Here is a 22957-nt window from a genome sequence, read left to right as displayed (position 1 = left end):
CACTTTAATCCTTAAAAATAATTGCTATTCTATAACATTTTCATTTATCCTTTGCTTAGGCGAAAAACAGAGTTTGCATATGAGTAAAAACCTCCAAAATCAAATCTTTAAAATATTGCATCATCACAAGCAAAATAGCTATTAGAACTACAAATCCTAAAGCTATCTTGATAGGATAACCAATTACTAAAAGATTGAATTGTGGCATAGTTTTCATTAAAAGCCCAAAAATAGTATCTGCCAAAAGAGAAATTCCAAGTATTGGAAAACTCATCGTAAAACCTATAATGAAAATATTCAACATCCCCATATTTAGATAATGCATTAAATTTTCATGAGGATAAAAACCGCCAAGATTTATATAACCCAAAGAATGACTTAGAAATAAAAGCATTAAATGATGACCATCAAAAGCAAGAAAAAATAATAAAGCAATCAAATGCAAAATTTGAGAAGTAATAGGCATATTTGTTCCAGAACTTGGATCTAAAACGCTTGCCATAGTAAATCCCATAGTAAAAGCTATCTGCTCGCCCGCCATCATAACAATAGCAAAAACAATCTGCAGCATAAGCCCTGCTATCATTCCAAAAACAATTTCACTTAAAAGCTGTATAATAAAAAAACTATCTAAATGCAAAATTTCAAGTTTTGCTAAAGGAAATAAATACATTGTTAAAAATAATGCAAAAGTAGTTTTGATAATCATAGGGATAGAATTATGAGAAAAAAAAGGGAAAAATACTATAAGCCCACTCATTCTAGCAAAAAGCAACATAAAGGTAGCTACATTTTTATCTCCTAAATAATTAACAAATTCCATTGGTATTTAAAATATAAGTTTTATCACAAAATTGAGCAAGCTTAGAATCATGAGTAACAAAAAACAAAGCAGCATCATTTTCTTTAGCATAAGAAACCAAAAGCTCTATGACATTTTTAGCATTATCAAAATCTAAATTTCCTGTAGCCTCATCGGCAAAAATAATTTTTGGTTTTTTACAAAGCACTCTAGCTATACTCACGCGTTGTTGCTGACCTCCGCTTAATTTACCTATTTTTTGTTTTAAAAGCTCGTGAATGCCTAGTTTTTTTAAGATTTTTTCATCTAAATCTTGGTTTGATAAAACACTAGCAAGTTCTATATTTTCTAAAGCTGAAAAACCTTTAAAAAGATAATGGGTTTGAAAAATGATGCCCAAGTCATAACGACGAATTTTCAGTCTTTCATTTTCACTTATCTTGTAAAGATTTTGACCCTTAAAAAAAACTTCGCCCTTATTTGGCTTTAATAAAGAAGAAATTATATGCAAAAGAGTAGATTTTCCGCAACCACTACTGCCTTGTATAGCAATGCAATCTTTTTGATTTAAAGAAAAATTTAAATTTTCAAAGAGCGGATAATCAAAGCTGTGACCTAAATTTTCCGCTCTTAATAATTCCATTTTGATACTTTAAAGCTGTGCAGCAACTTCAGCAGCAAAATCTTCGGTTTTCTTTTCTAAACCTTCTCCTACTTCAAAACGAATAAATTCAACGATTTTAATTTTTCCACCTAATTCTTTTTCTTTTTCAGCAATTACTTGTTCAATGGTTTTTTTATCATCCATTACATAAAATTGACCCATTAAAGTAAGTTTGCTGTCAAGTTGAGAATTATCCGCTATAAAGCTATTCATTTTACCAGGAATAATATTGTCCCAAATTTTCTCAGGTTTGCCTTGAGCTTTGAGCTCTTCTTTTATATTTTCTTCTGCTTCTTTTAAAATCGCATCGCTAAGTTGTTTGCGGCTTGCAAATTTAGGAATTTTATGCTCTGGTTTGTTTGGATCTTTAAGTCTGCGTCTTTCTTCATTTTCTTTTTCAAGCTCTGCAACTAAAGCTTTGTATTCATTTTCTACAAATTCTATATCCAAATCTTCATAGCTTAAATAGCTTGGCTTCATAGCAGCTATATGCATACAAAGTTGTTTTAAGAAATCTCTTGATTTATTTGCTACCTCAGCATTATCACAAGCTGCAGCGATGATAACACCCACACGACCATTAGTATGGATATATCCATTTACCACACCATTTGCACTTGCTTTTAAGCTAGCAAATCTTCTTACAACCAAATTTTCACCGATAGTTGCAATTTGACTTTTTAAATATTCTTCAAATTTTACGCCGTTGATTGTACTAGAGTGAAGCTCTTCAACACTTTGCAAGCTATTGTTTTGAATGTGTGCTGTTGTATCTTTTGTTAAAGCAATAAATTGATCATTTTTAGCCACAAAATCTGTTTCTGAGTTAATCTCACTTACCGTTGCGCTTGTAAAATCATCACTTACCTTAACACTTACCAACCCTTCTGCGGCAAGTCTATCAGCTTTTTTAGCAGCTTTACCCAAGCCTTTTTCTCTTAAAAGTTGAACTGCTTTATCAAAGTCTCCATTTGTTTCACTCAAAGCATTTTTACAATCCATCATCCCCGCGCCTGTACTTTCGCGGAGTTCTTTTACCATTGCAGCAGTAATTTCAGCCATTATTCTTGCTCCCCATTAAAATCTTCTTCACTCATTGCTTCATCTAAAACTTCTTTTTTTTCTTCATCTGTGATTTCTTTTTCTTCACTTGGCAAAGCTTCACCATCTTGTTCTCTTAACGCTTTTCCTTCATTGATAGCTTCAGCCATTTCTTGGCAGAAAAGTTGCACTGAGCGGATTGCATCATCATTTCCTGGAATAGGATAAGTTACAAGATCAGGATCGCAGTTTGTATCTAACGGAGCTACTACAGGGATTCTTAGTCTATTTGCTTCTTGAACTGCAATTTTTTCTTTTACTGTATCTATAACAAAAATCATATCTGGTTGTGTTTTCATATAACGAATTCCACCAAGATAAGCCAATAATTTTTCTTTTTTTCTTGTAAGCATTAAAGCTTCTTTTTTGGTTAAAAGTTTAATACTTCCATCTTCTTCCATTTTTTCAATAACTTCTAATTTTCTAATTGATTGGCGAATAGTTCCAAAATTTGTCATCATACCGCCCAACCATCTGTGATTTACATAAGGCATACCGCATTTTTCAGCATATTCTTTAATCGCTCCACCCGCTTGTTTTTTTGTACCAACAAAAAGTATAGTTTTTCCTTCAGCAGCAGCATCGCGAACGATATTGTAGGTATATCTAAAATATCTCAAAGTTTTTTGTAAGTCTATTACATAAATACCTTTTCTCTCACCAAAAATAAATTTTTTCATTTTTGGATTCCAGCGTCTTGTTTGGTGTCCAAAGTGTACACCACATTCCAATAAATCTCTCATACTTACCATGAGTTTCTCCTTATAATTTAGCTTTATTCCTCCGCATCCCTTATCTATAAAACAAGCTAAAAGGACTTGATGCGTGTGAAATGAAGCTAAAATTATATCAAATTTAAGTTTAGTATTTACTTATAAATATACTCTTTAGTAAGGCTAAGATTATTATTGATTTCTTTCGTAATTAAAAATTGAAACAAATCTACACTTCCAACGCGAAATGCAGAAGCACAAGAACGAAGATACAGATCCCACATTCTTACAAATTCTTCATCATATTTTTCTCTGACTTGAGGTAATACTTGATTAAAATTCTCACTCCATATATCTAAAGTTTTAGCATAGTGTATTCTCAAGCTTTCTGCCAAAAGAAGATGAAAATCCCACTCACTCATAGCACTTACAACCTCTCTTAACGATGGCAAATAACCTCCTGGAAAAATATATTTATCTATCCAAGCATTAGTTTTTCCTTCAAACATTGCCAAAATTGAATGCAAAAGCATAGAACCTCCTGGTTTTAATACTTGTTTTGCCTTCATGAAATAAAGTCCTAAATTTTCTTTACCCACATGTTCAAACATTCCCACTGAAACAACCTTATCAAAATAATCCTCAAATTCTAAATCTTGATAATTTTGAAGTCTTATCTCCACTCTATCTTCAAGCTTAAGCTCTCTTACTCTTTCTTGGGCTTTCTTGCATTGCTCTTCTGAAATAGTAACTCCAACAACCTTAACTCCATATTTTTGTGCCGCCATAATAGAAAGCCAACCCCAACCACAACCTATATCCAAAAGCTTTTCGTTAGGTTTTAAATCGAGTTTTTTAAGAGTATGCTCTATTTTGTTGATTTGAGCTTCATAAAGAGTATCGCTAGAAGTCTTAAAATAAGCGCAAGAATAACTCATCGTATCATCAAGCCAAAGCCTATAAAAATCATTGCCTATATCATAATGACTTTTGATGTTTTTACTTTCTTCTTTTTGGGCTATTTTACTCAAGATATCTTCTTTATTTTTTAAAAAACGTTTATTGGAAAAATAATACAAAACTTTAGCTATTTCATCATAATCACCCTCTATTTCTAACTTGGACTCCATATAATGTTTTGCAAAAACTAAACTCGTATCACTAAATAATTTTAACAAAGGTATTTTTTCTTTGAAAATTAAAGAAAATTTAGCAGGTTGATTGCCCACATAAAATTCTTCTTGATCCCAAAATACAATTCTAAAATTTCCATAATTCCATTTTGAAAGAATAAATTTAATCATTTGTTTTTCAAGCATGATATACTCCAATTAATAAAAATTATTATTTGATAGTATCTCTTAATTAGGTTTAAAATTTAATAAAATCGAAGAAAAGAAGGATTTTTGCCACAGATGTAAAATAGTGGCAAAAATTTTATAATATTAATGTAGTTTAGACCAAACAGAACGCTTCCAGCCTATAGCAAAAATACTTAGAATTACAAAGAATATCATTATATAAATTCCTGTGCTTTCTCTTTCTTCTTTTTTGCTATCGCCCACTTTTTCAAGATAAGAAACAACTTTAACTTGTGCATCTTCTGTTAAACCTACTCTTGGCATAGCAGTTCCTGGAAGAAGTTTTTGAGTATTATTGATAAAATCATGCAAGTATTGCTCCCCGCGAGATCTAATCATCATAGAAAGATCAGGTGGAACCGAACCTAAATAATTTGCCAAGTCATTATGGTTAGATAGGGTAAAGAAATTATCATACTTAATATCATGACAACGACCACAAGCTTCTATAAAAGTACTTTTATCTTTAGCAAAAGCAATTTCTTTTTCAACTAAAGCTGATTTCTCGTTAGCGTCTTCAATTTTTGAGTACTTAAGCTCTGCCTCTTGTTTAATTGTAGCATTTTCCTTAGCTTCAAATTTAAGACCTACTTCTTTTAAATAAGCAATAACATCGGCTATATTTGCATTTACAAGCTCTTCACTATCTCCTGAAACCTCACTATTGTAAGCAGTCATAATGAAAGCATCACCAAATTTATGATCTACCTTCAAAGCAAGAGCAGGATTCATGATCAAAGCAGCTAAAAACTTCTCATCAAAAATAACACCTGCTGAGCTAAGATCTGGTGGAATTACACCTAAAGAAGAATCTGTAATATTTGCTGCTATATCATCTTCTTTAACGCCATGACATGCAAAACAATTATTATTAAAGAACTCCTTGCCTTTTGCGGCGTTTCCTTTAGTAAAATCAATTTTTGCAACATCTGCCCAAAGCTCTTCTACTTTAGCTAAATTTTCTTTAGCCTTATCTAGATCTTTTTGAGCACTTTCTATTCTTTTTGCGTCATTTGATTTTTTCGCATCTTCTAAAGCTATTTCTTTTTCTGCTATAATACCTTTAGCATAAGCTGTATCTTCTGCTGCATAATCAAAATTAGCAGGAGCAACATGGGGTTTCATTACAGAGTGAGCATAAGGCTCAACTCCCCAATAAACAAGAGCAGTAAAAACTACTACTACTAAAAATATTTTTAGCTCTCTCATTGCTTAGCTCCTTTTCTTTCCATGATAGTTATTACAGGTAAAACGACTATAAATAAAAGTAAAAATATTATAGAAGCATAAAAACCAACCCAAGCATTTACACCTGTTGGAGGTAATTTTCCATAAATAGTTAAAACTATGAGATCTATAAGCAATACCCAAAACCAAATAAAAAATAAAGGTCGTTCATGAGCAGGTTTAACTACATCACTTCTATCAAGCCAAGGAAGCAAGAAGAAAATAATTTGTGCGATACCAAAAGCAGCCAAACCTATATCAAAAGCTTTAATACCTGCAATATCAAAGAAAAATCCTCTTAAAACTTCATAACTCCACAAGAAATACCACTCAGGATAAATATGTGCTGGGGTTTTAAGTGCATTAGCTGGATCAAAGTTGATAGGATCCATTGCAAAACCAAATTTAAAACTTACCAAATAGAAAAAGAAAATCATAAAAAGACAAATATACATAAAGTCTTTAGATAAAAATCCTGGCCAAAAAGGAATTACTTTAGAACCTTTTGTATCACCTGCCATGTATTTTTCAGCTTCTAAATCAAAATCTAATTCTTCAGCAATTTCATTATTTACATGAGGAATTCTTAAAGAATAAAAGTGGAATGCTATGATAGCAATGATTACTATAGGAAGTAAACATACATGAAGCATAAAAAATCTTGTCAAAGTTGGATCAGAAACTGCATAATCACCACGAATCCAAATAACAAGCTCAGGTCCAATAAGTGGAATTCCACCAAAAAGATTAGTAATAACTTGAGCTGCCCAATAACTCATTTGTCCCCAAGGAAGCATATATCCACTAAAAGCTTCGGCAGAGAATACAACAAACAAAAGCATACCGCTTACCCAAATCATCTCTCTACCACGCTTATAAGAACCATAATAAATTCCTGTTAGCATATGAATATAGATAATTAAGAAGATAACCGAAGCGGCAACACCGTGCATATGACGCCAAAGCCAACCATATTCCACTTCCTGCATGATAGTTTTATTTACACTATCAAAAGCAAGAGCAGTATCAGGCTTATAATACATAACAAGCAAAAGCCCTGTAATAAAAAGCACAGTAAAAAGAGTAGTTAAAATAACTCCCATTGCCCAAAGAAAATTGATTTGCTTTGGAATCCAATATTTTACCATTAAAACATCAAGTAATTTATGTACTGCTAGTCTTTGATCAAGCCAATCCACTAGCCCATTAGCCTTTCTAATATGCGCCATATTAAGCTTCCTCCGTCATTTTTTTGTATTCTGGACCTTCTTCACCTAGAACAAGTTTGGTTCCATCTATTTTAAAAGGAGGTATATCAAGAGGTCTTGGAGGAGGCCCAAAGGTATTTTTTCCACTTGTATCAAATTCACCACCATGACAGGCACATTTAAAAAGTTGCTCACTTGCGTGATAAGCAGGAATACAACCCAAATGAGTACAAAGTCCTATAACAACAGTATATGCAGCATTATCTACCACAACATCTCGCTTTGTATCCTTTTCCATATTTGGATCTTTTTTTAAGATAAAAATAGGCTTTTTACGCCATTCTATAGTTCTAAGCTCTCCATCTTGCATTCCTGATAAATCTACTGTAGTAAAACCCGCAGCTTTAACACTTGGAAGCGGATCCCAAGTTTTTTTCACCGCAACAAGTGAAAAAACACCGCCTACAGCAGCTACTGTTCCAAATGCAAAACCCATAAAGCTTCGTCTACTTTCAGATGTAGCCATAACTTTGTCCTTTCGTTTTTTTATTTTTAACCAAATTATTAGTGTATCTAAAATAAAATAAATTTTTTCTTTGTTTACTAAGTTTTGTTTTAATATTGTAAAACAAGTGCAAAAAGTGAACAAGTAAGTACTGGTAAAGTGATTAAAAAACCAAATTTACAATACTTCCAAAAAGAAATTTCTATACCTTTTTTTGCTAAAAGTCCCAACCAAAGCAAGGTAGCTAAAGAACCTATGGGAGTAAGTTTTGGTCCTATATTAACTCCTAAAAGATGTGCATAAACCATACTTTGAGGAAAATTTTTTAAAGCCAAATCGCCAATCAATGCCATAGGCAGATTATTAAATACAGAAGAAAGAAAAGCCGAGATAAACCCTGTTCCAAAAATAGCAGTAATTGCATTTTGAGCCAAAATATCATAGATAAAAATTAAAATATCGCTGATTCCAACTTTATGTAAGGAAAAAACCACCATATAGAGTCCAAAACTAAAAGCAAAAATACCCCAAGGTACATTTTTGATAATTTTCAATGCCTCTCTTTTTTTTAAAAAACAAACAAAAAACCAAAAGAGTAAAGCGCCGCTTACAGCAAAAAAACTAGCATTTAAGTTATAAATTTCTCCTATAAAAAAACTTGATACAAAAAATATTAAATAAATAACACAAAAAATAAAAAGCTTTACCGAAATACAATCATTTGATAAAATATTGATTTCAAGCCCCTTAGGTAATATTTTTGCAAAAATCAAAAATACCATTATAATAGTAGACAATAGCACAAATAAATTAGGCAAAAACATAGTCTTAGCGAATTCTAAAAAATCAAGATTAAAATAATTAGCTGTAATAATATTTGTCAAATTTGAGATAATTAAAGCATTTGAACTTGCATCGCACAAAAAAGAAACACTGAGTAAAAATGCACTTAAGATAGCGCTTTCTTTATAATTTTTAAGAGTTGAAAAAAGCGCAAGTACAATAGGCGTAATGATTAAAATAGCTCCATCATTTCCAAATAAAGCCGAAAGACAAAAAACAAAAGCGAGCATAAAAAGCATTAATTTTTTAGTGTGAATTGCATGAGAATTTTTAAGTTTTGAAAGGCGCAAAATTCTTATAGCTATAAAGCTAAAAAACCCTAACACTTCCAAGCTAAAGGAAAGTATAATCAAGCCCACAAGTGTTAAGGAGCTATCCCAAACAAGATCAAAAACAAAAGAAGCATCCTCTAAATTAACCAGCTTAAAAATAAATGCAAACAAAGCCCCAAAAATAGCAATCAACCATAAAGGCAAATTCCACGGACGCCAAAAAAGTAAAATCAAGGTAATTATAAAAATTACACTGGCAAGCATTAAGATTTTTTCTTTTGCATTTTTATATAAATTTGTAAAATATCCAAAGCCGCAGGGGTAATCCCACTGATCTCACTCGCTGCAAAAAGCGTTAAAGGCTTATGTTTTTGAAGTTTTTCTACAACTTCATTACTCAATCCACTCACACTTGTAAAATCAAAATCACTTGGAATTTTCATATCAATTAAATTTTTCATTTTTTCAACTTGTGATTTTTGCATAGCGATATAATGATAATATTTAGCCTCATTTAAAATTTCTCTTAAAGAATACTCATCCATATTCTCAAAAATCGTATTTAATTTTTTTAGCTTTTCTATATCAAAACTCGATCTTGCGACAATTTTTTGCAAATTGACTATGGAAGTGATTTTTTCCTCTCCTATACTCGCTAGAAAGGCATTATTTTCAGTATTTGGAGTAAATTCTTTTTCAAGAAGTAATTCAAGTCCTTTTTGAGTATTTAAACGAATATTTTCTATAAACTGATAAGACTCATCTTCTAAAAGACCCAACTCTTTACCATACTTTCCAAGTCTTACGATGGCATTTTCTTCTCTTAAAAGCAGTCTAAATTCAGCCCTTGAAGTAAACATTCTATAAGGCTCTTTTGTGCCTTTAATGACTAAATCATCAATCAAAACACCGATATAAGCTTCATCTCTACGCAAAATAAAAGGTTCTTTATTATCCAAAGCTAAAACAGCATTCACTCCCGCCATAAAACCTTGAGCCGCTGCTTCTTCATATCCTGTAGTGCCATTAATTTGTCCTGCGCAATAAAGATTTTTAATTTTTTTTGTTTCTAGAGTATGATAAAGCTCCGTTGGTTCTATATAATCATATTCTATAGCATAGCCAAAGCGTGTAATTTTAGCCTCTTCAAAACCTTTTACTGAGCGTAACATTTGAGTTTGTACTTCATAAGGTAAAGAAGTAGAAAAACCGTTAATATAATACTCCGTCGCATCGATAGTTTGAGGCTCTATAAAAAGATGATGACTTTCTTTGTCGCTAAAACGATTGATTTTATCTTCTATAGAAGGACAATATCTTGGCCCCACACCTTCAATCTGTCCCGTAAAAAGTGGAGCACGATAAAAATTATTCTTAATAATCTCATGTGTAGTTGTATTAGTGCGTGCGATATAACAAGGAAGTTGTATAGGATTAAAATTTTTTGTTCTAAAGCTAAAAGCTTTAGGGTTTTGATCGCCGTATTGAATTTCTAATACATCAAAATCAATACTCTTAGCATCCACTCTTGGGCAAGTCCCTGTTTTTAGTCTACCCATTTTTAAGCTAGTACTTAATAAATTCTGACCCAAATTCACAGAGGCAAGCTCCCCTACCCTACCCGCTGTAAGTTTATTTTCCCCCACATGGATAAGTCCGTTTAAAAAAGTCCCTGTAGTTAAGATCACTTTCTTCGCTTCATAAGTATTTTGAAGATTGGTTTTAACCCCTACAACGCTACCATTTTCATAAATCAATTCGCATACTTGCTCTTGAGAAATTTCTAAATTCTTAAGCTTTAAAAGCTTATTGCGTGCAACGATACGATATTTATCCATATCAATTTGCGCCCTACTTCCTCGCACCGCAACACCCTTACTTTCATTTAAAATGCGAAATTGTATCCCTGCTTCATCGGTGATTTCACCCATAAGACCACCCATGGCATCAAGTTCTTTTACCAAATGTCCTTTTGCAAGCCCTCCTATAGCCGGATTACAACTTGCTGCTCCTATTTGCTCAATCAATGTAGTTAAAAGTAAGGTTTTTTTACCCATTCTAGCAGCAGCAGCACTTGCTTCAACACCCGCATGTCCGCCACCTATAACAATGACATCAAACATATTTTGCCTTAAAAATGTGAATTATTAAAAGAAAGATTATATAATACTTAGACTTAAAACAAACTCGTTTTAAGTCTAACAAAAAATTATCTAGTTTCTTGAAGAGAGAAAATTAACTCATTATAAGTTTTATCTGCATCTTTGCAGAAATTTTTAAGCATCTCAACACCCTTATTTAAACCTTGTTGTTGTTCTACTCTTAGAAGATCACTATAAAGGCTTTCTATCGTAGAAATAGCGCTTTTATTTGGCATACGACGAACGGAATAATAGCCTATGATATTATTATTAATATCTATTGATGGAGTTACATTTGCAAAAACCCAATAATAATTATTATCTTTGGTTTTGTTTTTTACGTAAGCAAAAATTTCCCTACCCTCTCTCATATAATCCCATAAATATTTAAAAACAGTTTTTGGCATCTCTTCATGTCTTACTATGTTATGAGGTTTATTTAAAACTTCACCCATGGTATAACCTGCATATTTTAAAAAATCATCATTTGCATAAACTATTCTACCTTTTAAATCTGTTTTAGAAGTAATTAAACTATCTTCTTGCAAAAAAATTTCTCTTGACATTTTCCCACCCTCTTAATTTATATTTTTAATTTTGCTAAGATTTCAGCACTTCTTTGCTCTAGTGATTTAATATCATTTACAATCGCATCATAAGCTTTTTGATCGATATAATCTTGACTTGATTCTTCTATTGCTTTTTTAGCGTTATCTTTTATAAATTCTTTAGCTAAATTTAACTCAGTTTCAGAACTAAGCTCATTAATAACACCTTGAGCTCTCTCATCTTGACAAAGATTAGAAATTGGATCTACACTTTCAAGATTGAAATTTTGAGCCCCATTTAAATTTAAATATATATTTGATTTATAAAGAATATGATCGATTTTAACCACAGATAAAATCAATCTCTTTGCAAAGGATCCAAAATTAACACCAAGAGTACTACTATTTTCTTCTAGACGTTTAAAAGCTTGAGAAAATTTATTAATTCTTTCTTCAGATTCACTAACAATGTTAAAAACTTGCTCACTGCCACTTTGGATATTTACAAAATCTTGTTGCATAGTCTGAATTGCAATAGAAATTTCACTTGTAGATCTTTGAGTCCTTTCTGCTAATTTTCTAACCTCATCAGCCACAACAGCAAATCCTCTACCATGCTCTCCTGCACGCGCAGCTTCAATAGCAGCATTTAAAGCTAGAAGATTGGTTTGATCAGCTATATCACGTATTACTTCAACCACTGAAGTGATATTTTGAGAATTAGCCACAAAAGTTTGCACTGTTTCCTTGCTTGAATTTACAACATCCATTAAAGAACCCATAGCACTTTGTAAAGAATCCACTTCTGAGCCATTTTCTGTAGCTGTATGAGTAATGGCATCAACTGTATCATATACATTTTTCATCATACTAATATCTTGATTTAATGAGCTAGAAATTTGAGACATATCTTTATTTTGATTTCCAAGGCTTAAATCCATTAAAGTTCTTGATAAAGCATTTTTAAAAGTAGATCTTGCTGTCACTTCTATGTTTGCTAAAGCTTTATTTATAAATTCGATATTATGAGCAAAAATTCCTTTTAAACCTTCAGGTAAAGCCTTGCGATAAAATTCACCTTTTTGAGAACAAGAAATAGACGTATTAATTTCCCTTAAGTAAGCTTCTAGCCCATCAATAGTATTGTTAAGATTATCTGCTATTTCGGCTAATTTTTTGCTTTTTGTTTTTACATAGATAATTCTATTGTCAAAATTTCCTTCTTTTAACTCTCTACAAAGAACCAAAAGTTTATCTATCATTATTTGCTCATCTTTGTGTTGTCTAAACAAATAAATCATTAAAACAGCGATTAAAATAAAAATTATCACTCCAACATAAATATGAAAAAAAATAGCACCTAAAATACCAATAATGCTTAGAAAAATAGTTAATAATAATCCATTTTTCACCATAAATTTACCCCTTTTATTGAAAATTTTTTGAAATCATAAATCAAAACAATACTTTAACGATGCACTGATTTAATTTTTAGTAGAAGATTATATAATAATAAAGATTAGATATATCTTATTTTAATTATTTTCTTGTAAGTTAAAAATAAGCTCATTGTAAGTCATTTTATAAGAACTTACAATATCCATTAAAGCTGAAACTCCAGCATTAATACCTGATTTTTTCTCTTTTTCAAGTAAAATTTTATAAACTTCTTCGATTATAGAAATAGATTTTCTATTGGGTGCACGACGAACAGAATAATAATTGATGATATTTCCATTAGCATCAAATGAAGCACTTACATTTGCAAAAACCCAGTAAAAATTACCATCTTTGGCTTTATTTTTCACAAATGCAAAAATTTCATCTCCTTTTTGAATATAATCCCAAAGACATTTAAATACAGTGCGTGGCATATCTTCATGTCTTACTATATTATGAGATTTATACAAAAGTTCATCAACTTTATAACCTGCGTATTTTAAAAAGTCATTATTGGCATAAATGATATTTCCCTTAAGATCAGTCTTGGATGTGATAAGAGCATCTTTTGCTAAGAATATTTCTTCCATAGTTTAATTTTAATTCCTTAAAATTTTAAATATAATTTCAAATTATTATAATTTATTTATAATAAAAAATAAATAAATTAATTATGATATTTAATGAGATAAATAAAATCATAATAATTGAGAAATTTAGTAACACGATTAAAAAAATTGATTTTACTAAAAACTTGTTTTAATTATTTAAACTATGTTCTATTTATTTTTTGCTAAACTTTTAGAATTAACTTAATCTCTAAAAGTGGAATTATAAGGAGTTATTTTGGAAACTTTAAGTCAAACCTTTGCAGAAAGAAAACCTCCATTATATAAACGCATGTTTAAAAGTTTGGGTTTTTGGGTTATTGTAGGTATTGTTGCAGGCATTGTGCTTGGCTATGTAAATAAAGAAATGGCTATAGCGAGTAAACCTGGAGTTGATTATTTTATAAGCGCTTTAAAAGTTCTTATTGGTCCTATTATTTTTGTTACCCTAGTTTTAGGTATCATTAGCCTTGAAAGCCTTAAAAAAGTTGGAAGTATAGGTGCTAAAGCAGTTATTTATTTTGAAGTTGTAAGCACCTTAGCGCTTGCTTTAGGTATTTTTATGGCAAACATAATGCAACCTGGTCACGGGATGAATCTTGATCCAAAACAACTTGATACTACAAGCGTGCAAAAATACATTTCTCAAACAACTGAAGTAAGTGCAAGTTCAGAGATCATGCATATTTTACAAGATGCTATGCCAAGGGATATCATAACTCCTTTTACCGAGGGCAAAACTATGCAAGTTTTAGTTATTGCTATCATTACAGCTCTTATTATTTCTTTAATGAGAATAGAAGATAGACAAGCTATTCAAAGAGTTCTTGAAGTAATTCAAAACTTTGTCTTTAAAATTTTACAAGTTATCATGTATTTTAGTCCAGTTGCTGCTTTTTCGGCTATGGCGGTACTTATAGCCCAATACGGTTTAGGCTCTTTAATTAATCTTGCATATTTATTACTAGTTATGCTTGTATCATGTCTTATTTTTATTTTTGGAATTTTAGGTTTAATTTGTTATTTTGCAAAAGTCAATATATTTAAATTTATGCGCTTTATTTCTAGAGAAGTACTTATAGTATTTGCAACAAGCTCTAGCGAATCCGCTCTTGCTCCTTTGATGAGAAAACTTGAAAAAGCAGGTCTTTCTAAGGCCACTGTCGGACTTGTTTTACCAACAGGTTATAGTTTTAATCTTGATTGTACCAATATATACCTAGCTATGAGTTTGATTTTCTTAGCTCAAGCTTTCAATGTAAATTTAAGCTTAGCTCATGAAATAAGTATTCTAATAGTCTTGATGATAGCTTCAAAAGGTGCAGTAGGTGTTACAGGATCAGGATTTATTGTTCTTGGAAGTACTCTAGCCGCTTTAGGCAATATGGAAATTTCTGAAGCAAATGCAACTTTAGCACAAGTTTTACCTGTAGCTGCGATAGGAGTTCTTTTAGGGGTTGATAAATTTATGTCAGAAATGAGAGCGGTTGGAAATCTTTGTGGAAATTCAGTTGCAGCTTTAATCGTAGCAATATGGGATAAGCAAATTGACTGGGAAAAATTCCGCTACGCTCTAGATAATCCAGAAAAATTCCACAATGCTGGTATGCATTAACGCACCCTTTGCAAGAAGTCATAACGATTAACTTCTTGCAAGACATTATCCTTTTTTCTAAGTTGCTTCACAAAGCTCTCATTAAAATTGAAACTAAAACCCACCTGCAAAACAGTATCGTCAATAGCTTCATTTGCACTAAAATCACGGTGTAATATTTTTAAACTCAAAACACTATAGGGCGAATACGACACTTGATAATTTATCTTCTCACTATCCTTGCTGATATCAAAGATAAAAGCACTATAAGATGGTATAGTAAAACTTACTCCAAACTGCAAATTTTCATCTGCTTCATTTGGAACATAATAATTACTATAAGCTTTTACAAATTGATAATAACCCAATTCAGCTCCAAAGCTTTTACTTTCTTTTTGCTCTTTTTGCCCATCAATAAAGCCATTTATACCCAATAAAAAATCATCTTTCTCATAACGATTGATTAAACCACCTGAATAATTATAACTATCTTGTGTAGCATAAAATTCTTTTTGAAAAAGCAAAGAATTATTCTCCCCCTCATAAAGCGAGTTTAAATTTTTAATTTGCACATTTTCATTTTGAAAATCTAAATTTCCATCCGTTTTATCAATACCATTTTTATTTTCTAATACATTAGATAATATACCATTTAAAGCACTTTTAAAATCAATATTTTCTTCCTTTATTGTCGGTGCTTTTTGGGTAGCTTGATAATTAAATTTTTGCCATTTATTTTGATTATTTTTTAAGGCATTATCTAACTCATCGGCATTTAGCAAAGAGAAAAAAAGTATAAGCATATATAAAATACTTTTCATCACTTTTCCTAAAATTATAATTTATTTATTTTTCATTATAAAAAATTAAAATAAATAAAAATTAGCTACAGAGAATAAGAGCTCTAAAATTTGCAAATTCAGGATTATAAGGGTATAATTAAAGTTAAAAAAGGCTTAACTTTATGCAAAAAGATAATCTTATCGCATTTATCATCTTTACCATTAGCGTAATCGCATTTATCATTTGGGGATTTGGCTATATCTCCCAGCACCAACTCATACTCTTTATACTCGCTTCCATTTTTGGCATATTTATGGCATTTAACATAGGCGGAAATGATGTAGCAAATTCTTTTGGTACTAGTGTGGGAGCTAAAACCGTAACCATAAAACAAGCTTTGATCATAGCAGCTGTTTTTGAACTCAGCGGTGCTATTTTTGCAGGGGCTGAAGTAACCAAAACTATACGCAGTGGAATAGTTATATTTCCTGAACAATTTGATCCTATGCTTTTTGTTGCTATCATGCTAGCCGCTCTTTTAAGCTCGGGTGTTTGGATTTTTATCGCCACAAAAAAAGGCTTGCCTGTATCTACTACACATAGTATCATTGGTGGTATAGTTGGAGCTAGTATCATGATGGGGCTTTTAAAATTTGATGGATCACAAACCTTATCCATGGTTAAATGGAGCGAAATAGTAAGGATTGCTGTATCTTGGGTGATTTCACCTCTTTTAGGAGGACTTGTAGCTTATATCATCTACTCTTATATAGATAAAAAAATACTCAAACCCTCAGAGAAACTTGGCGAAGAATTAAAAAATTTAAAAAAAGAAAGAAAGAAATTTAAAGAAAATTATTTTTTAAATCTTAAAACCAAAAGTATGGAAGAGCAAATCAAAGAACTCTCAGCCATAGCCTTAGAGGATGAAGGACAAGAAAATAGCTTCTATAAAAATCAAATCAAAGAATTTAAAGAAAAAGAAAAAAATATAGATATTTATTCTGTTTTAAAAACACATATGCCTATTATCGCTTGCATTGGAGCTGCTATAATTGCTGCTATGTTTTTATTTAAAGGTTTAAATAATGTTAGCACTTTAGATATTTTGCAAAATTTTTGGATTATAGGAATTGTAGGAACCATAAGCTATGTTGTAACCTTTGCCATAGTAAAGATTGTTAAAAAAACCGAATTAAACAAAACGACCGATAGACTTTTTGCTTGGTTTCAAATTTTTACCGCTTCTAGTTTTGCTTTCTCTCATGGGGCTAATGATATAGCTAATGCTATTGGCCCTTTTGCTGCGATTTTAGATGTTCTTAAAAACGGTACTATCAATGCAAATTCTCCCGTACCTTTTGCTGCTCTAGCTATGTTTGGAGTCGCTTTGGTTATAGGACTTTGGTTTTTAGGAAAAGAAGTAATTACCACTGTGGGTTCTAAGCTAGCTTCTATACGCCCTACCACAGGATTTAGTGCAGAACTTGGAGCAAGTATAGTCATACTTTTAGCAACTCAATTTGGAATTCCAGTAAGCTCAACACATATTTTAATCGGTGCAGTTTTGGGTATAGGGGTATATAATAAAAATGCAAATTGGATGATGATGAAACCTATAGGTTTAGCTTGGATTATTACTTTGCCAGCCGCTGGGATAATGGCAGCACTTGTATTCCTAGGATTTAAATTAAGCTTAGGACTTTAAGCTTAATTTAAAATTATTTTTTCACCCTTTACAAGATGTAATTTAACCTTTCCAAAAAGTTTGTCATTTGCATAAAGTGAGCTTTTTGGAGCAGAAATTTCTTCATTTTGATCAAAAAGAACCAAATTTGCTTCCTTACCAACTTCTATAATTCCACTATTTAAACCTAAAAATTCACTTGGATTTTGGCTTGTTGCTTTGCAAAGATTTTGCCAAGTTAGAAGATCTTCTTTGATAAGAAAAGTATAACAAAGGCTCATAAATTCACATACACTATGAATGCCAAAAGCCGCCTCATCAAAAGCTAGATCTTTTAAAGAAATAGACTTTGCGCTATGTAAAGAACTTAAGAAGTCTATCTTTCCTTGTTTTAAAGCTTGTTTCAAACTTTCTTTATCTTCTTTGCTTCTTAAAGGTGGATTGAGTTTTGCTGCTGTATTAAATCCAGCACATGCACTATCATCTTTGATTAAATGATGTATGCTGATAAGTTTTAAATTTTCATCCTCTAAAAGCTCTATAGAACGCTTAAGACTGAGCAGATCAAAAATCACTTTAACACCATAAAATTTAGCTATTTCTTGAATCTTTGCTACTTCACTACTTTCAGCTACTGCGCTCATGCCTGCAAGACCTAATTCAAAACCTGTCTCACAATCATTCATCACGCCATTATCATCAAAATTCTCATCATGACATTTTACAAAAATACTTTTTTCTTTCATTAAAGCATATTGCATACCTACACGCAAAATATTTGCATTACTCGAACTCTTAAGTTCTAGAGCATGCGCACCTTTGTTAAAAAGCGTAGCTAAATTCTTAAGCTTGCCTTGTTTGTCTAAAGCACAAATACTTGGAAAAATTTGAATCTTTCTAGTTTTTAAATTCTGCAAAAAAAGCGAAAAGCTTTCTTCATCAAAATCCATGCAATCACGCAAGATTATAGCACCAACCCCTCCTCTTAAGCACTCTTTTTCTAAGAGTTCTAAATTGCTTAGGGAGAATTTATCATTTTTTAAATTTACACATAAATCTACAAAGGATGGCAATAAAGTCATTCCTTGAGCATCTAATACTTCATCATTATCGTCTAAATTTGCGCCTATTTTTACTATCTTTCCATCTTTAATTAAAAGATCTTGTAAATTTTCACCATAAATTTTAGCATTTTTAATCAGCATTGAAACTCCTAATTATCCTTTGTTTTTAATAAATTTTGTACTGCTTGTTTAACATTTTTTCCTTGCAAGATCTGTACTATTTCATTTACAATAGGTGTATAAATTGCTTTATCTTTTGAAATCTTTGCTATAGCATAGGCTGTTTTTACCCCCTCTGCCACCTCACCTAATTCCTGTAAAATATCATCGAGTTTTTTTTCTTTTGCCAAAGCCAAACCCACGCGATAATTTCTTGACAGTACACTAGTTGCAGTTAAAAATAAATCTCCTGCGCCCCCAAGCCCCAAGAAAGTTTCTTCCTTAGCTCCAAAAAATTTACCAAAACGATGCATTTCAATAAGACCTCTAGAAATCAAAGAAGCCCTTGCATTATTTCCAAGTCCTAAACCATCGCTTATACCGCTAGCAATGGCTAAAACATTTTTATAAGCGCCACAAATTTCAGCACCGCGCACATCATCATCTGTATATACTTTAATAAAATCTGGAAAAAAACTTGCAAATTTTTTACATAATTCTTCTTTTATCCCACTTACAACTAAAGCACAAGGAAGATTTTGCATTACTTCGGCTGCAAAAGAAGGACCGCTTAAAACACATAGCTTATCTCTATCTATAAATTCGCTAAAAATTTCATCTAAAAACTTACAAGTTGAAGTATCTATACCCTTAGAAGCGATAAGAATTTTTTGACCCTTGTTAACAAAATTTTGTTTAAGCCAAGAATAAATTCCTTGAGAGCTTAAAGCAAAAACCAAATATTCACAATTCAAAGCCTGCTCTAAACTCACAAAATAAGGCAAATCTCGCTGTGTGCGAGAAGTCATAAAACAAGTATTATTAATACTTAAAGCACTGTATAAAGCACTGCCCCATTTTCCTGCGCCGATGATTGCAATTTTGCTCATCAGCCCAACTTTGCTTTTAAAATTTCATTGACCTTGTTAGGATTAAAGGCTCCCTTACCTTCTTTCATAGTCTGCCCTACAAAGAAACCAAAGAGCTTATCCTTCCCGCTTTTATACTCTGCAACCTTATCAGCATTGGCATTTAAAATTTGCTCAATTACTGCTTCGATAGCTGAATCATCGCTAACCTGCTTAAGCCCTAACTTTTCAATCGTTTCATCAATATCCATATCTGGATTTTCAAAAACATGAGCTAAAACATCCTTTGCTGCTTTTGCACTGATCACACCCTCTTCTATGCGTTTGATTAAGGTACCAAGTTTGATCGCATCTACTGGGGAATTTTCTATCGTTAATTCCCCTTTTAAAAGTCCCATAAGTTCAGTATTTAACCAATTTACACAAAGCTTAGGATTTAAATTTAAAGCAATCAAACTTTCAAAAAAACGACTCATTTCTAAAGAACTGATTAAAACCTCAGCATCACTTTCTTTTATACCAAGCTCGTCTATAAAGCGTGCTTTCTTCTCATCAGGAAGTTCAGGGATTTTAATATCCAAAAACTCATCTTTTAATAAAACAGGCAACAAATCAGGATCTGGAAAATAGCGATATTCTGCCGCTTCTTCTTTACCACGCATACTTCTTGTAACTAAATTTGTTGTATCAAAAAGTCTGGTTTCTTGAACTACTTCTTGTTCGTAAGTTCCATCTTCCCAAGCCTCACTTTGTCTTTTTACCTCATATTCTATAGCTTTTTGGATAAAACGGAAAGAATTAAGATTTTTAATCTCTACTCTAGTGTAAAGCTTAGTATCGCCCTTTGGTCTTATACTTACATTAGCATCACATCTAAAACTTCCCTCTTGCATATTTGCATCAGAAATATCTAAAAAACGTATGATAGAATGAAGTTTTTTAAGATACGCCACTGCTTCATCACTGCTTCTAAGTTCAGGTTCGCTTACAATTTCAAGCAAAGGAGTTCCTGCGCGGTTTAAATCTACTTTAGAATAATTATTTTCGTGGATATTTTTACCCGCATCTTCTTCTAAATGCGCTCTTGTAATACCTATGCGTTTATTTTCGCCATTTATATTGATAAAAAGCTCACCTTTTTCTACTATAGGAATATCAAATTGTGAAATTTGATAAGCTTTGGGCAAATCTGGATAAAAATAATTTTTTCTATTAAAAACACTTTTTTTGTTTATAGTGGCATTTACCGCTTTCCCAAAAGCGATGGCCTTTTTTACCGCTTCTTCATTTAAAACAGGTAAAGCACCCGGTAAAGCCAAACAAGTGGGACAAACATTTGTATTTGGAGCTTCTCCAAAAGAAGTTGCGCATGAGCAAAATATTTTTGTTTTGGTGTTTAGTTGAGTATGTACTTCAAGTCCTATAACTACTTCAAACATTGATTTTCCTTGAATTTTAATGCTTTATTTTATCCTTTTTTCTTTTAGAAAGGCTTTAAATATTATTTTTAAATGTTATAATCTATAAAATAATTTATATACAAAGGAGTTAAAATGCCATTACTTGATAGTTTTAAAGTAGATCATACCAAAATGCCAGCACCCGCTGTGCGTTTAGCTAAAACAATGAAGACACCAAAAGGCGATGATATTAGCGTATTTGACTTGCGTTTTTGCATACCCAATAAAGACATCATGAGTGAAAAAGGTACGCATACACTAGAACACTTATTTGCAGGTTTTATGAGAGATCATTTAAATTCGGATTTGGTTGAAATCATCGACATTTCGCCTATGGGATGTCGCACAGGTTTTTATATGAGTTTAATTGGCACACCTGATGAAAAAAGTGTTGCTAAAGCTTGGGAAGCCTCAATGAAAGATATTTTAAATGTGAGCGATCAAAGTCAAATTCCTGAACTCAATATCTATCAATGTGGAACTTGTGCTATGCATTCTTTGGATGAAGCAAAAGAAATTGCACAAAAAGTTTTAAATTCTACCATAGGCATAATGAACAACGAAGAATTAAAACTTGAAAATATCTAAAAATTAGTCCTTAAATTTCTAATGACTAAGCTTTTTTTAATATATTTTTTTATACAATGTGCAGAATTTAACTTTCTAAGGAGAAAAAATGAAACTGATGTGCCAGATGTGTAATATCTAGTGCGTCCTTTGGCTTTAACATTATGTTTCCAAAGGCCCAAAAGGTGGATAAGGAGATATAATGTGTAGAAAAGTCAAAAAGTTTATTTTTTTCAAAACACAACTTAAAATCCTAATTTTTAGTTAAATCTTACGAAACAAAATCTAAACATTAAGATATCTTCTTATCCTTAAATATAATTTTAAGGAGAGAAAATGAATTTACCTGTACTTGATTTAAAGATTTATGAAAAAGACAAAAGTGCCTTTCTTAAAAATCTAAGAGAAATTACTTCAAATGTAGGTTTTTTTTATCTTATCAATCACGGTATCGATAAAAATTTAAATGAAAATTTATTTAAACTTAGTAAAGATTTTTTCAATCTTCCTAGAAGCTCTAAAGAACTTATTTCCATGGTGCATTCGCCTCAATTTAGAGGTTATACAAGCGAAGGCTTTGAATATACTGCTGGAGAAAAAGATTATAGAGAACAAATTGACATAGGCACAGAAAGAAAAGCTTTAAAATGGGATTTAAATTCGCCCCTATGGCAAAGATTAGAAGGTCCAAATTTATGGCCTGATGAAATTCCTGAACTTAAAGAAATATTTTTAGCTTGGCACGAACAAACAAGAAACGCTTGTTTAAAAATTTTACAAGCATTTGCCGAAGCTCTTGATCTGCCTAGCGATGCCTTTGGCAAACTCTATGGTGAAAATTCTTATGAACATTGTAAAATCATACACTATCCAAAAATCTCCAAAGATGCCTCTCAAGGAGTAGGACCACACAAAGATGGTGGACTTATTACCTTTGTTTTTCAAGAAGAGCAAAACGGACTTGAGGCTTTCATAGACGATCAATGGATTAGTGTTCCTCCACTTGAAGGTAGTGTTGTGGTTAATATAGGAGAATTTTTAGAATTAGCCACTAATGGTTATCTAAAAGCTACTATACACCGAGTAAATTTAAGCCCTAAAGAACGCTTTAGTATAGCTTATTTCCTTGGAGTGCAGCTTGATAAAGATATTCCTATTTTTCCATTAAATCCTGAACTTGTCCAAGAAAGCAAGGGCGTGGATACAGATCCAAAAAATCCACTTTTAAGAAATGTTGCTAGCAACTATTTTAAAAGAATGATACGCTCACATCCTGATGTAGCACGCATTTATCACAGCGATTTAATAGAAAAATTCAGTTTCGCATAAAAAGGAGGGAAT

21 protein-coding genes are annotated in these 22957 nt (G+C 31.7%); 4 read left to right on the top strand and 17 right to left on the bottom strand.

Annotation, left to right across the window (positions count from 1 at the left end):
- Nucleotides 1-55: 55 nt before the first annotated feature.
- The 13 genes from fliR to cetC all read right to left on the bottom strand — a co-directional run bounded on the left by fliR (nucleotide 56) and on the right by cetC (nucleotide 13415).
- The gene (fliR, locus tag FOC43_RS01770; protein ID WP_002780591.1) at nucleotides 56-823 is read right to left on the bottom strand and encodes a flagellar biosynthetic protein FliR; all 768 of its coding nucleotides are present in this window, start codon (nucleotides 821-823) and stop codon (nucleotides 56-58) included.
- On the bottom strand, nucleotides 810-1445 hold the full coding sequence (locus FOC43_RS01765) for an ABC transporter ATP-binding protein (RefSeq protein ID WP_002777321.1): 636 nt from the start codon (nucleotides 1443-1445) through the stop codon (nucleotides 810-812). Before FOC43_RS01765 ends, fliR begins: the two co-directional genes overlap by 14 nt.
- 9 nt (nucleotides 1446-1454) lie before the next feature.
- Nucleotides 1455-2528 (bottom strand): translation elongation factor Ts, encoded by a 1074-nt coding sequence (tsf, locus tag FOC43_RS01760; protein ID WP_002784397.1) that lies wholly within the window; start codon nucleotides 2526-2528, stop codon nucleotides 1455-1457.
- Nucleotides 2528-3319, bottom strand: coding sequence for a 30S ribosomal protein S2 (gene rpsB / locus FOC43_RS01755; protein WP_002777325.1), 792 nt, complete (start codon nucleotides 3317-3319; stop codon nucleotides 2528-2530). The genes tsf and rpsB overlap by 1 nt, the downstream gene beginning before the upstream one ends.
- Before the next feature lie 116 nt (nucleotides 3320-3435).
- Nucleotides 3436-4599, bottom strand: a complete 1164-nt coding sequence (locus FOC43_RS01750) for an SAM-dependent methyltransferase (RefSeq protein WP_002777326.1) — start codon at nucleotides 4597-4599, stop codon at nucleotides 3436-3438.
- A gap of 126 nt (nucleotides 4600-4725) precedes the next feature.
- On the bottom strand, nucleotides 4726-5850 hold the full coding sequence (locus FOC43_RS01745; RefSeq protein WP_002790073.1) for a c-type cytochrome: 1125 nt from the start codon (nucleotides 5848-5850) through the stop codon (nucleotides 4726-4728).
- Entirely contained in the window at nucleotides 5847-7097 is a 1251-nt protein-coding gene (locus FOC43_RS01740) for a cytochrome b (protein ID WP_002780567.1), read from the bottom strand. The genes FOC43_RS01745 and FOC43_RS01740 overlap by 4 nt, the downstream gene beginning before the upstream one ends.
- Before the next feature lies 1 nt (nucleotide 7098).
- Complete coding sequence (petA, locus tag FOC43_RS01735; protein WP_002780564.1) at nucleotides 7099-7602, bottom strand: ubiquinol-cytochrome c reductase iron-sulfur subunit; 504 nt, start codon at nucleotides 7600-7602, stop codon at nucleotides 7099-7101.
- An 89-nt stretch (nucleotides 7603-7691) separates the two neighbouring features.
- Nucleotides 7692-8960, bottom strand: a complete 1269-nt coding sequence (locus FOC43_RS01730) for an arsenic transporter (RefSeq protein WP_002788356.1) — start codon at nucleotides 8958-8960, stop codon at nucleotides 7692-7694.
- Nucleotides 8960-10819, bottom strand: a complete 1860-nt coding sequence (mnmG, locus tag FOC43_RS01725; protein WP_002784393.1) for a tRNA uridine-5-carboxymethylaminomethyl(34) synthesis enzyme MnmG — start codon at nucleotides 10817-10819, stop codon at nucleotides 8960-8962. The genes FOC43_RS01730 and mnmG overlap by 1 nt, the downstream gene beginning before the upstream one ends.
- Before the next feature lie 86 nt (nucleotides 10820-10905).
- Nucleotides 10906-11403: a bipartate energy taxis response protein CetB gene (gene cetB, locus FOC43_RS01720; RefSeq protein WP_002803924.1), complete on the bottom strand. Its 498-nt coding sequence runs from the start codon at nucleotides 11401-11403 to the stop codon at nucleotides 10906-10908.
- Nucleotides 11404-11420: 17 nt separating this feature from the next.
- Nucleotides 11421-12167: a methyl-accepting chemotaxis protein gene (locus tag FOC43_RS09120; RefSeq protein ID WP_370658905.1), complete on the bottom strand. Its 747-nt coding sequence runs from the start codon at nucleotides 12165-12167 to the stop codon at nucleotides 11421-11423.
- Between the two features lie 753 nt (nucleotides 12168-12920).
- Entirely contained in the window at nucleotides 12921-13415 is a 495-nt protein-coding gene (gene cetC / locus FOC43_RS01710) for an energy taxis response protein CetC (RefSeq protein ID WP_002777342.1), read from the bottom strand.
- Nucleotides 13416-13671: 256 nt separating this feature from the next.
- Between cetC and FOC43_RS01705 the strand changes: the two genes are divergently transcribed.
- Complete coding sequence (locus tag FOC43_RS01705; RefSeq protein ID WP_002788132.1) at nucleotides 13672-15048, top strand: cation:dicarboxylate symporter family transporter; 1377 nt, start codon at nucleotides 13672-13674, stop codon at nucleotides 15046-15048.
- Here FOC43_RS01705 and FOC43_RS01700 read toward each other — a convergent pair.
- On the bottom strand, nucleotides 15045-15848 hold the full coding sequence (locus tag FOC43_RS01700) for an inverse autotransporter beta domain-containing protein (RefSeq protein ID WP_002826865.1): 804 nt from the start codon (nucleotides 15846-15848) through the stop codon (nucleotides 15045-15047). The genes FOC43_RS01705 and FOC43_RS01700 overlap by 4 nt on opposite strands.
- Before the next feature lie 143 nt (nucleotides 15849-15991).
- Here FOC43_RS01700 and FOC43_RS01695 point away from each other — a divergent pair, with 143 nt between their 5' ends.
- Nucleotides 15992-17518, top strand: coding sequence for an inorganic phosphate transporter (locus FOC43_RS01695; protein ID WP_002777345.1), 1527 nt, complete (start codon nucleotides 15992-15994; stop codon nucleotides 17516-17518).
- Between the two features lie 2 nt (nucleotides 17519-17520).
- Here FOC43_RS01695 and FOC43_RS01690 read toward each other — a convergent pair whose 3' ends face one another.
- The 3 genes from FOC43_RS01690 to gatB are packed head-to-tail and all read right to left on the bottom strand — an operon-like array spanning nucleotide 17521 to nucleotide 21028.
- Complete coding sequence (locus FOC43_RS01690) at nucleotides 17521-18702, bottom strand: metal-dependent hydrolase (protein ID WP_002786473.1); 1182 nt, start codon at nucleotides 18700-18702, stop codon at nucleotides 17521-17523.
- Nucleotides 18703-18710: 8 nt separating this feature from the next.
- Nucleotides 18711-19610, bottom strand: coding sequence for an NAD(P)H-dependent glycerol-3-phosphate dehydrogenase (locus FOC43_RS01685; protein ID WP_002777349.1), 900 nt, complete (start codon nucleotides 19608-19610; stop codon nucleotides 18711-18713).
- Nucleotides 19610-21028: an Asp-tRNA(Asn)/Glu-tRNA(Gln) amidotransferase subunit GatB gene (gene gatB / locus FOC43_RS01680; protein WP_002786474.1), complete on the bottom strand. Its 1419-nt coding sequence runs from the start codon at nucleotides 21026-21028 to the stop codon at nucleotides 19610-19612. Before gatB ends, FOC43_RS01685 begins: the two co-directional genes overlap by 1 nt.
- Nucleotides 21029-21142: 114 nt before the next feature.
- Between gatB and luxS the strand changes: the two genes are divergently transcribed.
- Nucleotides 21143-21637 (top strand): S-ribosylhomocysteine lyase, encoded by a 495-nt coding sequence (luxS, locus tag FOC43_RS01675; RefSeq protein WP_002786475.1) that lies wholly within the window; start codon nucleotides 21143-21145, stop codon nucleotides 21635-21637.
- A gap of 315 nt (nucleotides 21638-21952) precedes the next feature.
- On the top strand, nucleotides 21953-22945 hold the full coding sequence (locus FOC43_RS01670) for an isopenicillin N synthase family dioxygenase (RefSeq protein WP_002788130.1): 993 nt from the start codon (nucleotides 21953-21955) through the stop codon (nucleotides 22943-22945).
- The last annotated feature ends 12 nt before the right edge of the window (nucleotides 22946-22957 follow it).

It is taken from the genome of Campylobacter coli (assembly GCF_009730395.1).
Taxonomy (GTDB): domain Bacteria; phylum Campylobacterota; class Campylobacteria; order Campylobacterales; family Campylobacteraceae; genus Campylobacter_D; species Campylobacter_D coli.
Note: the sequence above shows the minus strand (reverse complement) of the source record. Positions and strands in the feature narration are given on the sequence as shown.